Raw genomic sequence first — 12,983 nt, forward strand, 5'->3', positions numbered from 1 at the left:
GTGGCGGCCACCCTGGAACGGGCCCGGCCGGCCGCCGCCGGAGCCCGCCGCGGACTCGCCGGCTACCTGGCGCGCCGAATCGGCACCTTCGCCGCGGTGTTGCTCGCCGCCTACACCCTGGCGTTCTTCCTGCTGTACGCGCTGCCCAGCGACCCGGTCGCGCTGATGCTGGAGCGCCGCTCGGGTGGCGCCGGTGGCGGCACCCCGGAGCAACTCGCCGCGCTGCGCGCCGCCCACGGCCTGGACGAGCCGCTCCTGACGCGCTACTTCCGGACGTTGGGGCAGTTCCTCGGCGGCGACCTCGGCAGCTCCTTCCAGTCCGGCCAGCCGGTCCCCGAGCTGCTGGCCGCGGTCGCCCCCAACACGCTGAGCCTGGCCGGCGCCGGGCTGGCCATCGCGGTGCCGTTCTCGCTGGCGCTGGCGCTGCTCACCTCCTGGCGCCGGGACAGCGCGCCGCACCGGGTGCTGGTCAACGTGCCGGCGCTGATCGCCGCCGTGCCCGCGTTCTGGCTGGGCCTGCTGCTCGTGCAGCTGTTCTCCTTCACCCTCGGCTGGGTGCCGTCCACCGGCGGGGAAGGGCTGGCCGGCCTGGCGCTGCCGGCGGTGGCGCTCGCCCTGCCGGTCTCCGCCGCGCTGACCGCCGTCCTGGTACGCGGCCTCGACGACGTGCAACAGGCCCCGTTCGTCGAGCTGCTGCGGGCCCGCGGGCTGCCCTGGCGGCGGATCTACCTGCGCCATGTGGCGCGCAACGCGCTGCTGCCGTTCGTGACCCTGGCCGGGCTGACCGTCGGTGGGCTGCTGGTCGGCACGGTGATCACCGAGACCGTCTTCGCTCGGGCCGGCCTCGGCCGGCTGCTCGCCTCCGCCGTGGAGACCAGGGACGCCCCCGTGGTGCTGGCCATCGCGGTGCTCGCCGGCCTGGTCTTCGCCGCCGTCAATCTGCTGGTCGACCTGCTCTACCCGCTCCTCGACCCGCGGCTGCGCCGGCAGGACGGAGGCGTCCCGGCATGACCCGCACCCTCCGCCCGACGCGGCGCGGCCGGCGACCCGCCACCGTGCCCTGGCTGGCGCTGACCGTGCTGGCGCTGGCCGCCGTGGCGGCGCTGTTGCCCGGGCTGCTCGCGCCGGGCGACCCGCTCGACGGCGACATCGCCCGCCGCCTCGAAGGGCCCTCCCTCGGCCACCCGTTCGGCACCGACGAGCTGGGCCGCGACCTGCTCAGCCGGGTGCTGCACGGCACCCGGGCCAGCCTGGCCACCGCGCTGCTCGCGCTGGCCTTCGCGTTCGGCCTGAGCCTGCTGATCGGGCTGGCCGCCGGCTACCTCGGCGGCCTGGTGGACCGGGTGCTGATGGCCGGCGTCGACGTGCTGCTGGCGCTGCCCTCGCTGCTGATCTCGCTGCTGGTCGTCTCAGGGCTCGGCACCGGCCCGGTCAACCTGGCGGTCGCCGTCGGCATCGCCTCCGTGCCGGCGCTGGCCCGGGTCACCAGGGCCGAGGTGCTGCGGGTCAGCTCGCAGCCCTTCGTGGAGGCGGCCGGCGGCTACGGGCTGGCCCGCCACCGGGTGCTGCTGCGGCACGTGCTGCCGCACGCCCGCGGCCCCGTCACGGCGCTGGCCGCGCTGGAACTGGCCACCATGGTGCTGTCGGTCTCCGCGCTCAGCTTCCTCGGCTACGGCACGCGGCCACCCGACCCGGAGTGGGGCAACCTGATCGCCGGCGGCCGCGACTACTTCGCCACCGCCTGGTGGTTGACCACTCTGCCCGGTGTCGTCCTCGCCTGCGTGGTGCTCGCGCTGCACCGGCTCGGCCGCGCCCTCGACGCCTCGAAGGCGGGCCTGGTATGACCGACACCCTCGCCACCACCACCGACCAGCGGCCCGTGCTGCGCCTCGACGGGCTGCGCGTCAGCTACCCGGAGCGGCACGGCGACGGCGCGACCCGGGCCGTCGACGACCTCTCGCTGACCGTGCCGGCCGGCGGCACGGTCGCCGTCGTCGGCGCCTCGGGCTCCGGCAAGTCCACCCTGGTCAACGCCCTGTTGGGGCTCACCCCCAAGGCCGCTCGGGTGGACTTCAGGCGGCTGGAGTTCCGCGCCGGCGCCGACGCCGAGGCGCGGGTCGTCACCGACCCGAGGGAACTGCGCGGCCGGGCGGTCGGCCTGGTCCCGCAGGACCCGGTCCGCTCACTCGACCCGCTGACGCGGATCGAGGCACACTTCTTCGAGCTGCACCGGCACTTCCTCGGCCGGATCGACCGGGCGGCCAGCCGGCGGCGCACCGTCGCCGCGCTGGCGGCCGTCGGCGTCGACCGGCCGGCCCGCCGGCTGCGGCAGTACCCGCACGAACTCTCCGGCGGGCTGCGGCAGCGGGTGCTGATCGCGCTCGCCCTGGTCGGGGAGCCACGGCTGCTGCTCGCCGACGAGCCCACCTCCAACCTGGACGCCACCGTGCAGCGGCGGGTGCTCGACCTGTTCGACGAGGTGCGGGCCGCGCGCGGGCTGTCGCTGCTGCTGGTCACCCACGACATCGCGGTGGCCGGGGAGCGCGCCGACCGGCTGCTGGTGATGCGGGACGGGCGGATCGTCGAGTCCGGGCCCACCCGCGAGGTTCTGACGCGCCCCCAGGACCCCTACACCCAACGGCTGTTGGAGTCGCTGCCCAGCCGGCTGCCGGCCCGCCCCGCGTTCCGGCCGGCCAGCCCGCCGCGGATCGTACTGGCCGCCGACGGGCTCACCAGGAGCTTCGCCGGCGGGCGGCGGGACGCCCCGGTGACCGCCGTCCAGGACGTCTCGCTCACCCTGCACCGGGGCCAGACCGTCGCCGTCGTCGGCGAGTCCGGCGCCGGCAAGTCCACCCTGCTGCGGCTGCTCACCGGCCTGGCCACACCGGACCGGGGCACCGTCGCGCTGGACGGGCACCCGCTGCGGCCCGGCCGGCCGGCGCGCGCCGCCCTCGCCCGCCGGGTCCAGCTGGTCTACCAGAACCCGGCCAGCAGCCTGAACCCGTCGCTGCCGGTCGGCCGGACCGTCGCCGAGCCGCTGGAGGCGCACCACGTCGGGACCGCCAGATCCCGCGCCGAGCGCGCCGCCGAGCTGCTGCGCCAGGTCGAGCTGCCGGCCGAGCTGGCCCAACGCCGCCCCACCGAACTCTCCGGCGGGCAGCTGCAACGCGTCGCCATCGCCCGGGCCCTCGCCCTGGAACCGGACGTGGTGGTGCTCGACGAGCCCGTCTCGGCGCTGGACCAGGCCGTGCGGTTCGCGCTGCTGCGGCTGCTCACCGAACTCCAGGCCCGGCTCGGCGTCGGCTACCTGCTGGTCTCCCACGACCTGGGGGTGGTGCGAGCGGTCGCCGACGAGGTGCTGGTCATGCACCGCGGCCGGATCGTGGAGAGCGGGCCGACCGAGGCCGTCTTCACCACCCCCACCAGCCCCCACACCCGGGCCCTGCTGGACGCCGTGCCCGCCCCCCACCCGACCCCGACCACCACCCCTGAGCAGAACAGGACCACACCGCTATGACCCGCGCACCCCTGACGGGCCCGCTCGCCGCCGCCACCGCCGCCACGCTCCTGCTGGCCGGGTGCGCCGGCGACGCCGCCTCCGCCGGCGGCGGCTCGCCGACCCAGCTGCGGGTCGCCTACGGCTGGTACCCGACCTGCTTCGACTACGCCCAGTCCAACCCGTTCGCGCTCTTCGGCCGCCAGGTGCTGGACACCCTGCTGAGCGAGAACCCGGAGACGGGCGAGCTGGAGCCGTACCTGGCCGAGTCCTGGGAGACCCTGGACGGCGGCCGCGCCTACGAGTTCACCCTCCGCGAGGGCGTCACCTTCAGCAACGGCGAGGAGCTGACCGCCGCGGTCGTCGCCGACAACTTCGAGAGCCTCTGGGCCCTCGCCGAGCAGGGCGTGTCGATCACCCCCGGCGCCTACCTGCGCGGCTACCAGCAAGCCGAGGCGATCGACGAACAGACCGTCCGGGTCACCTTCGACGAGCCCAACGCGGGCTTCCTCCAGGCCAACACCGAGGGCCAGTTCGGCATCATCGCGCCCGCCTCGCTCGCCGCCACCCCCGAGGAGCGCTGCGCCGAGGGCACCATCGGCTCGGGCCCCTTCGTGCTGGACGAGCGGGTCCAGGACGAACGCGTCGAGTACCTCCGGCGGGACGGCTACGACTGGGGGCCGGCCGCCTTCGGCCGCGCGGGCGAGGCCGCGCTGGAACGGGTCACCATCCAGATCGTGCCCGAGGAGAGCCTGCGCGCCGCCGGCGTCGTCTCCGGCGAGTACGACCTGGCCTACTCGATCACCGACACCGGCCTCGCCCAGGCCGAGGGCGTCGACGAGGTGGAGACCGTGCTGGCCGCCGACCGCAGCGTGGTCAACACCCTGGTCGTCAACACCGCGGACCCCGTGCTGGCCGACCCCGCCGTCCGGCAGGCCCTGCAACGCGGCATCGACCGAGCGGAGTTCGTGGAGACCTTCTACGGCGCCGGCGTCGAGCCAGCCACCGACGTGGTCTCCCGCGGCCACCGCGCCTACACCGACCACAGCGAACTCCTCACCCACGACCCGGAGTGCAGCCAGGCGACGTTGGAGGAGGCCGGTTGGCTGGCCGGCTCGGACGGCGTCCGGGTCCGGGACGGCGAGCGGCTGGAGATCGAACTCACCTTCGCCGGCTCGGACATCGGCACCGCCACCGCCGGCTGGGAGTACCTGCAGAGCCAGCTCGCCGACCTCGGCATCGCCCTGGAACTCCGCCAGGTCTCCGACGCCGAACAGGCCGACCTGCGCACCTCGGGGCAGTGGCAGCTCGCCGTCTACCAGGGCGCCAGCCGCGGCGACGCGGACGGGATCGCCGCCTTCTACGCCACCGACCTCGCCCCCTGGAGCGGCCAGGCCCCCCGGCCCGAGGTGGACGGGCCGCTCGCCGAACAGGCCACCACCGTCGATCCCGAGGAGCGGCAGCGACTCGTCGACGAGGCGGTCACCGCCATCCTCGAACAGGGCTACGGCATCCCGCTCTTCGACTCGGCGCAGGTCCTGCTGGCCCGCGACAGCGTCCGCGACCTGACCTTCCCCATCAACGCCTGGGAGCCGATCCTGCACCGCGTCCAGAAGGACTGACCCCCACCCACCAACGCGTCCCCCCACACCCCCACACCCCACACCCGCAGAGCCACGCCGACCGGTCGGACCGTGGGCGCCCCGCCCGGGCGCCCACGGCCCCGGGCGCGCCCCGAACCCGGGCGCGACCCCAGCGAGAGGAACCGATGACGCCCGCGAACCACCCCGCCCCGCGACCGGCCACCCCGGGGACCCGGCCCAGGAAGCCGCCGATCCTGCTGCTCAACGCCCAGTACCTGCCGTCCAGTCGGGACTGGCGGACGGCGGCCGGCCGGGCCGACACCCCGTTCCGGGTGGAGACCTTCGTCCGGGAGGCCCAACAGGCCGAGGCCGCCGGCATCGACGCGCTCTTCCAGGCCGACTTCTCCGGCGTCAACCGCGCCGGCTTGCGCTCCGGGCCGCCGCTGACCGTCTTCGAACCGTTCCAGGCCGCCGCGCTGATCGCCAGCGCCACCAGCCGGATCGCCGTCATGCCGACCGTCTCCACCCTCTACACCCACCCGTTCTCCGCCGCCCGCTCGCTGGCCAGCCTGGACCGGATCTCCGGCGGGCGGGCCTGGGTCAACCTGGTCTCCTCCTTCCGCTCCGGCACCGCCATCGGCATCGACCGCGACGTGCCGCGGGACCGCCGGCACGCGCAGACCGAGGAGTTCCTGCACGTCACCCGGCGGCTGTGGGCCAGCTGGCCGCCCGCGGCCAACGAACCCGACCCGGTCACCGGCCGGTTCGTCCGCGACGACCTGATCAGCGACGTCGACCACGCCGGCGAGTTCTACACCCAGTCCGGCCCGATCGACATGCCGCCCTACTCCGCCGCCTTCCCCTTCACCCTGCAGGCCACCGCCTCGCTGGCCGGGCTCCAGCTCGCCGCCCGCACCGCCGACGGCGTCTTCGCCGGCACCCCCACCCTGGGCGCCGCCCGCGCACTGCGTCGCGTCCTGCGCCGCGAGACCCGCGCCGCCGGCCGCCCCGAGGACAGCGTGGCCCTGCTGCCCGGCAGCTTCATCCAGCTGGTCGGCAGCCGCGCCGAGGCCGAGGCGCTGCGCCGGGCCCAGCGCGCCGGCGCCGCCGCCCGCGGTGGCCGGCCCGCCCTCGACCAGCTGCGGGCCCGCTTCCCCCGGCTGGCGCTCGGCGACGCCCACCCGGCCGACCGGCTCCCCGCCGACCTGCTGCCCAGGGACCCGGACGAGGTGTTCGCCAGCTACGGCTCCGGCTACCTGCCGCTGTGGGACCTCGCCCGCGAACCCGGCCGCACCGTCGGCGAGTTGGCCGTCGAGGTCGCCCTGCTCGGCGAGCACGCCCGGTTCCTCGGCACCCCGGAACAGCTCGGCGACGAACTGCGCCGCTGGTACGACGAGGACGGCGTGGACGGCTTCCAGTTCATCCTCGGCAACGACTTCGACGCCCTCCGCACCCAGGTCGTCCCGCGCCTGCGCGGCGTCCCTGGCCCCGACCAGCCGCACCACCACCATCCCCCCAGCAGGACAGGCACCCGCACATGACCGAGTCCACGCCCCAGCCAGCACCGACCGCCCGCCCCCGACCCGACGCGCCGCCCACCGACCCGGAGGCGCGCACCGCCTTATGGCGCCGGCGCCTCTTCGAGGCCGAGGCGGGCCTGACCCGCTTCGTCGTCGAGGCCAGGGCCGGCGCCCACCTCCAGGAGCTGCTCCAGGTCAAGCACGCCATCTTCGAGTCACTCCCGGAAAACAACAGCGAAACCGAGTGGAAGGCCGCCTTCTTCCGCGGCCAGGCGCTGATGGAACGGTTCGTCGTCGGCTACTTCGGCCACGACGAACTCGCCGCCTGGGCGCGCTCGAACAGCCAGGTCTACGCGGCCGTCGACCCCGCGCCCAAACACGACGCCACGGTGCCGCTGGCCCGCCTGAACACCCAGGCCGACCTCTACGACTCCGACACCGAGTGGCTCGAACAGGACCCCGAGCGCGCGGTGCTGCGCATCCGGCACTGTGCCATCTGGGACTACCGCGAGCTCGCCCGCGACCGGGGGGTCACCATCACCCTGCGGTCGCCCTGCGAGTACTGCGTGCCGGCGACCACCGCGCAGATCACCAGCAAGGGCCTCAAGGCCAGCCACCGACTCACCGAGGACTCCGAGGGCAACGGATGCGTCTGGACCGCCGCGCGGACGCCCGCCGGGCCCGCCGACGACCAGCGCCACGGACGGAAAGGTTGACCGCCATGACGGGACACACCGGAGCCGAACTGAACACCCTCGCGGGGCCGGACCTGGATCGTCTCCGCGCCCTGCCCGCCCGCCAGCAGCCCGACTGGCCCGACCGGGACGCGCTGCGCGCCGTGCTGGCCCAACTGCCGGGCGAGGACCTGGTGACCGCCGCCTCGGTCGGCGAACTGCGGCGCGAGCTGGCGCAGTTGGACGCCGGCGGTGGGCTGGTCCTGCAACTCGGCGACTGCGTCGAGGACATCGACACCGACGTCCGCGCCGCCACCTGCGCCAAGATCGCCTTCCTCACCCACTTCAGGTCCCACCTGCGGACCCGCACCGGCCGGCACATCGTGGCCGTCGGCCGGCTCGCCGGGCAGTACGCCAAGCCGCGCTCCTCGGACCACGAGGTGGTCGACGGCGTGACCCTGCCCAGCTACCGGGGGCCCATCGTCAACGCCCCGCAGCCCACCCCGCAGGCCCGCCGCCCCGCGCCGCACCGGATCGCGCTGGCGCACGCCGCCGCCCGCACCGCCTACGCCGCCATCGCCGACTACCACCGCGCCACCGCGCACCTCGACCCGATCTGGACCAGCCACGAACTGCTGCTGCTGGACTACGAGTCGCGGTTCCTGCGGCCCGGCGGCGCCGGCCACCACCTGGCCACCACGCACTGGCCGTGGATCGGCGCCCGCACCCGGCAGCCGGACGGCGCGCACATCGCCCTCGCCGCCGCCCTGGGCAACCCGGTCAGCGTCAAGCTCGGCCCGGACACCCCGCCCGAGGAGGCCGCCGCGCTGGCCGCCACCCTCAACCCGGACGACCAGCCGGGCCGGCTCACCTTCATCGCCCGGATGGGCCACCAGCACGTCGAGCGCCTGGCTCCCATCGTCCGGGCGGTGCACCGCCGGGTGGAGCACGCGCACTGGATCAGCGACCCGATGCACGGCAACACCGTGCGCGGCGCGCACGGCTTCAAGACCCGCCATGTCGAGCGGATCATCGCCGAGTTGACGGAGTTCCAGCGCATCGTCACGGCCGCCGGCCGGCGACCCGCCGGGCTGCACCTGGAGGCCACCCCCGAGGACGTGCACGAGTGCGCGGAGCACGGCCACGAGCCGCGCGACCCGGCCCGCTACCGCACCCTGCTGGACCCCCGGCTGAACCCGGAGCAGACCGCCCGAGTCCTCGGCCACTGGTTCGCCTGACCCGCGCGGACCGCCCCCGACCGACGTGCGCACCCGGACAAGGAGTCCCCATGGCGCGTTCCCTGCCCGACCTCGAAGACGACCCCACCATCGACCCGGCGGAGTTCCTGGACGCCGCGCTGCGCTGGCACTTCTCCCCGGAGACCGGCTCCCCGCTGTGGCTGGAGCTGGCCCGCGACCTCGACTTCGACCCCCGCACCGACATCCGCTCCTACGACGACCTCGGCCGGTTCCCCGACATCGCCGCCCACCTGCGGGACCGGCCGGTCGGCGACCTGCTGCCGCGCGGCCTGGCCAGCGAGCCGCCGCCCGCCGTCTTCGAGACCGGTGGCACCACGGGCGCCCCCAAACGCCTGCTCTACACGGAGCGTTGGATACGACGGGCGCTGCGCTGGAAGACCGCGGAGCTGCGCGCCGCCGGCTTCCCCGCCGGCCAGCCGTGGCTGGTGGCGATGCCCTCGGGGCCGCACGCCTTCGGCCACACCACCCGGCTCCAGGCCAGGGAGCTGGGCTCGGTGCTGCACACCGTCGACCTCGACCCGCGCTGGGTCAAGAAGCTGATCGCCGCCGGCGAGAGCCCGCACCCCTACCTGACGCACCTGATCGACCAGCTCGGGCACGTCATCCGCAGCCAGCCGATCGCCGCGCTCACCACCACCCCGCCGATCCTCGCCGAACTCCTGCTGCACGAGGAGCTGACCGACCGGCTCCGCGGCACCCTGCGCTACCTGGCCCTGGCCGGCGCCCACCTGGACGACGACACCTACGACCTGATCGCCGGCAGCCTCCCCGACACCGTCATCCAGAACATCTACGGCTCCACCATGGTCCTCACCACCGCCCGGGCCCGCGTCCCCACCGCCCCGCCGCCGGAGGCGGTCTACGACGGCTACCCGCCGTTCGTGGTCTTCGCCGTCCTGGACCCCGAGACCGGGCGGCCGGTGCCCTACGGGGAACGCGGCCAGGTCCGGATGACGCACCTCAGCAGCGGCCTGTTCATCCCCAACAACCTGGAGCGGGACTCGGCGATCCGGGTGCCGGCCGCCGCCGGCGGCGTCGGCGACGCGCTCAGCTCGCCGGAGCCGCTGGCCGCGTTCGACGGGGAGCCCGTCGTGCAGGGGGTGTACTGATGACCGCGCCCGCCCCACCGGTGCCCGCCGCCCCCGCCGGCCAACTCGTCGAACTGCCACTGCTCACCCACCGGGGCGCCCAGCACACCAAAGCCCGCGAGACGGTGCACGGGGTGGACGGCCGCCCGCTGGCCAGCCTCTCGCTCAGCCCCGACCTGCTCACCGCGCAGAGCCTGGCCGCCCAGCGGCGCGCCGGGCCGCCGCCGCCGGCCGAGCGTGCCGCCCAACTCGCCGAGGCGGCAAGGCGGTTCGTCAGCGACACGCTCGGCGGGCTGACGTTCGCCGAGCATCTCGACCTCGTCCACCGGGTCTCCGGCCACAACGTGCCGCTCACCGAGGAGTTGAGCCGGGCCGTCGCCACCGGCATCGCCGAGGCCCCGGACCGCGCCGACCAGGCCAGGCCGCGCGGCTCGGTCCGCGGCTGGCGGGAGGCGGCCGCCGGGCCCGGCAGCGGCGTCTGGACCCGGCGCGGCGAGACCCTCGCCGCCGTGCTCTCCGGCAACGCGCCGACCGTGCAGAACGGTTGGCTGCAGGCCCTGGCCCTCGGCTACCGGGTGGCGGTGCGGCCCTCCCGGCGCGAGCCGTTCACCGCCCACCGGGTGGTGGCGGCGCTGCGCGCGGCCGGCTTCCGGGCCACCGACGCGGTCTGCCTGCCGTCCGCGCACGGCGGGGTGGCCGCGCTGCTGCACCGCGCCGACCTGGGGCTGGTCTACGGCGGGGACGACGTCAAGGCCGCCTACGGGCCGGACCCGACGGTCCTGGTCGGCGGCCCTGGCCGGGCCAAGACGCTGGTGACCGCGGGCCACGCGACGGCCGGCACCGTGTCGGCCGTGGCCGACGCGGTCTCCGTCCTGTCCGGCGCGGCCTGTGTGAACACCACCGGGGTGCTCGTCGAGGGCGACCACGTCGCGTTCGCCCGGGCGCTCGCCGCCGAGCTGCGGGACCGCGCCGCCGGGCGGCAGACCACCGACCGGCACCTGGGGCCCCGACTGCCGGCGGCGTCCGCCGAGGCACTGCTGGACCGGCTGCGCGGCGCCGCCGCCCGGGCCGGGGCGGTCATCCCGCTCGCCGAGGTCGCCACCCGGCACCCGGCCGGCGGTGTGGTGCTGGGTCCCGCCGTCTTCACCCTCGACGATCCGGCCGACCCGCTGCTGGGCGCGGAACTGCCGTTCCCCTGCGCCTGGGTGGCGCCGTGGACCCCGGCGGACGGCGTCCGGCCGCTGCGTGACTCGCTGGTGGTGAACGCGGTCACCGAGGACGCCGAGCTGGTCGACGCGTTGCTGCGGGAGCCGAGCGTACGGAACGTGCACGTTGACGCGCCCACCACGCACAGCGACGGCGGGCTGCCGCACGAGGACTACCTGGGCGACTTCCTGATGCGGAACAAGGCGGTGGTGGCCGGTCGCGGGAGCGCGAGCGGGAGTTGAGCGGGGTCCGCGCGCACCCGCTGGAGACCGGGGGCGCACCGCCGGCCCGCCTTCCGGGCCCCCGCCTCCCGAGCGCGACAAGCGGGCGCCGCCGACCCGTTGGCCCGGCCCGGCCGTCCCCGCGGACGGCCGGGCCGGCCCGGGCTATCCCCGTCCCACGGCGGCCCGGTACGCGAAAGCGGCCCGCACCAGCGCCCGGATCACCGGGTGCGGCGGACGGCCGTCGTCGCCGGCCAACTCCGGCTGGAAGAGCGTGCCCAGGAAGAACGGATGCCCCGGCAACTCCACGATCCGGGGGGCGCCCTCGGTGTCCACCCCGCTGAACACCAGGCCCCACCCCCGCAGGCGGGGCAGGTACTCCGGGTTGAGCGCGAAGGCGCAGTGGTAGCGCTCCACCGAACGTTCCGTGCCGAAGGCCCGCTCGGCCAACGTGCCGGCCGTGATCCGCACCTCGCCCTGCCGGCCCACCAGTGAGCACGCCAGCGGGCTGACCAGCGGCTGTGTGGTGTCCGGGTCGTTGTTGGCGTGCCCGGCCGCCGACAGCCCGCCGACGGTCCGCGCGTACTCCAGTACCGCGTGCTGGAAGCCGCCACAGGTGCCGAGGAACGGCACGCCCCGCTCCCGCGCCGCGCGCACCGCGGCCACCGCGCCCGCCTCACTCCGGTAGGGGCTGCCGGGCACCAGCCACACCGCGTCGAAGCCGGTCAGCACGCCGGGATCGACGGCGTCCCCGGTGGAGATCCAGTAGGGGTCGGTCACCAGGCCGTCCCGCTCGGCGAGCGCCGCCAGCACCTCGGGGATGCGGGAGTGGGCCCGGACGGTGGGGGAGCGGTCGCCGACCAGCGCCACCCGGGCGGCCGGCACGTGGGCGGGGGCGGAGGAGAGTTCAGTCATGTCCGCAGCCTGGCTCCGGGCCGCCCATCGCGTCCAACGATGATTTCGCCACCGATCATCAGTGGTCCTGATAGTCACTGGTCAGTCCGGCCGGGGACCGCCGGCAGGCCGGCGGCCCGGGCCGACAATGAGCGCCATGGACCTGCACCTGCTGCGCACCTTCGAGACCGTCGCCCGGCTCCGTTCGTTCTCCGCCGCCGCCCGGGAGTTGGGCTACACCCAGTCCGCCGTCTCCCAGCAGATCGCCACCCTGGAGACCGACGTGCGCACCCGGCTGCTCGACCGGCGGCCCGTCGCCCCCACCCCGGCCGGGGGCCGGCTGCTGGAGCACGCCGGCCCGCTGCTGCTCCGGGCCGCCGCCGCCCGCGCCGACCTCGCCCGGCTGGTCACCGCGCCCGGCGCCCGGCTGACCGTCGGCGCCGCGCCGCTGGCCCAACCACCGGTGCTGGCCGGCGCCCTGGCCGCGGTGCACCGCACGCACCCCGGCGTCGCGCTGACCCTGCGGGTGCTGCCGGCCGCCGAGATACCGGCGCTGGTCGCCACCGGAGAGCTGGACGCCGGTGTGGTGGAGGCCGCGACCGCGCCCACCGACCCGCTGCCGCTGCCCGACCTGGCACCGCTGGCCAGCCGCGTCGTCCTGGAGTCCCCGCTGGTGGTGGCGCTGCCAACGGACCACCCACTGGCCCGCCACGAGTGGCTGCGGCTGGCCGACCTCGCCGACGCGCGCTGGCTGGACGCGCCCACCGCCGCCGTGCCGCTGGGCCGGCTGCGCGCCGTGCTCGGCTCCGACGGCTTCCCGCCGGCCGCCCGCTACGCCGGCGGCGACCCGGCCGGGCTGCTGCGGCTGGTCGCCGCCGGGCACGGCCTGGCCGCGCTGCCAGCGCCGCTGGTGGCCGGCGTGCCCGGCACCGTCGCCGTGCCGGTGACCGTCCCGCGCCTGGTCCACCGGGTCGAGCTGCTGCACGCCGCCGATCCCGCCCCGTCCGCCGCGGCCCTGGCCACGTTCTTCGAGTGACCGCGT

The 12,983-nt window shown here is 75.9% G+C and carries 11 protein-coding genes; 10 read left to right on the forward strand and 1 reads right to left on the reverse strand.

Going from position 1 to position 12,983, the window contains the following annotated elements; genetic code table 11:
- The 9 genes from RM844_RS19855 to RM844_RS19895 all read left to right on the forward strand — a co-directional run bounded on the left by RM844_RS19855 (nucleotide 1) and on the right by RM844_RS19895 (nucleotide 11,068).
- Complete coding sequence (locus RM844_RS19855; RefSeq protein WP_311668630.1) at nucleotides 1-1,011, forward strand: ABC transporter permease; 1,011 nt, start codon at nucleotides 1-3, stop codon at nucleotides 1,009-1,011.
- Entirely contained in the window at nucleotides 1,008-1,844 is an 837-nt protein-coding gene (locus tag RM844_RS19860; protein ID WP_311668631.1) for an ABC transporter permease, read from the forward strand. The genes RM844_RS19855 and RM844_RS19860 overlap by 4 nt, the downstream gene beginning before the upstream one ends.
- Nucleotides 1,841-3,517 carry an ABC transporter ATP-binding protein gene (locus RM844_RS19865; protein WP_311668632.1) on the forward strand — a complete coding sequence of 559 codons (1,677 nt, stop codon included), beginning with the start codon at nucleotides 1,841-1,843 and terminating at the stop codon, nucleotides 3,515-3,517. Before RM844_RS19860 ends, RM844_RS19865 begins: the two co-directional genes overlap by 4 nt.
- Nucleotides 3,514-5,118 carry an ABC transporter substrate-binding protein gene (locus tag RM844_RS19870; protein WP_311668633.1) on the forward strand — a complete coding sequence of 535 codons (1,605 nt, stop codon included), beginning with the start codon at nucleotides 3,514-3,516 and terminating at the stop codon, nucleotides 5,116-5,118. The genes RM844_RS19865 and RM844_RS19870 overlap by 4 nt, the downstream gene beginning before the upstream one ends.
- Before the next feature lie 146 nt (nucleotides 5,119-5,264).
- Nucleotides 5,265-6,620: an LLM class flavin-dependent oxidoreductase gene (locus RM844_RS19875; protein WP_311668634.1), complete on the forward strand. Its 1,356-nt coding sequence runs from the start codon at nucleotides 5,265-5,267 to the stop codon at nucleotides 6,618-6,620.
- Nucleotides 6,617-7,315, forward strand: a complete 699-nt coding sequence (locus RM844_RS19880) for a hypothetical protein (RefSeq protein ID WP_311668635.1) — start codon at nucleotides 6,617-6,619, stop codon at nucleotides 7,313-7,315. Before RM844_RS19875 ends, RM844_RS19880 begins: the two co-directional genes overlap by 4 nt.
- Nucleotides 7,316-7,320: 5 nt before the next feature.
- Entirely contained in the window at nucleotides 7,321-8,511 is a 1,191-nt protein-coding gene (locus RM844_RS19885; RefSeq protein WP_311668636.1) for a 3-deoxy-7-phosphoheptulonate synthase, read from the forward strand.
- A 50-nt stretch (nucleotides 8,512-8,561) separates the two neighbouring features.
- Nucleotides 8,562-9,641 carry an AMP-binding protein gene (locus RM844_RS19890; protein ID WP_311668637.1) on the forward strand — a complete coding sequence of 360 codons (1,080 nt, stop codon included), beginning with the start codon at nucleotides 8,562-8,564 and terminating at the stop codon, nucleotides 9,639-9,641.
- Nucleotides 9,641-11,068: an aldehyde dehydrogenase family protein gene (locus RM844_RS19895; protein ID WP_311668638.1), complete on the forward strand. Its 1,428-nt coding sequence runs from the start codon at nucleotides 9,641-9,643 to the stop codon at nucleotides 11,066-11,068. Before RM844_RS19890 ends, RM844_RS19895 begins: the two co-directional genes overlap by 1 nt.
- 144 nt (nucleotides 11,069-11,212) lie before the next feature.
- Here RM844_RS19895 and RM844_RS19900 read toward each other — a convergent pair whose 3' ends face one another.
- Nucleotides 11,213-11,962, reverse strand: a complete 750-nt coding sequence (locus RM844_RS19900) for a CTP synthase C-terminal region-related (seleno)protein (protein ID WP_311668639.1) — start codon at nucleotides 11,960-11,962, stop codon at nucleotides 11,213-11,215.
- A 136-nt stretch (nucleotides 11,963-12,098) separates the two neighbouring features.
- On the opposite strand from RM844_RS19900, the gene RM844_RS19905 reads away from it, so the two are divergent.
- Nucleotides 12,099-12,977 carry a LysR family transcriptional regulator gene (locus RM844_RS19905; RefSeq protein WP_311668640.1) on the forward strand — a complete coding sequence of 293 codons (879 nt, stop codon included), beginning with the start codon at nucleotides 12,099-12,101 and terminating at the stop codon, nucleotides 12,975-12,977.
- Nucleotides 12,978-12,983 lie beyond the last annotated feature (6 nt).

Source organism: Streptomyces chisholmiae (assembly GCF_031845445.1).
Taxonomy (GTDB): domain Bacteria; phylum Actinomycetota; class Actinomycetes; order Streptomycetales; family Streptomycetaceae; genus Streptomyces; species Streptomyces chisholmiae.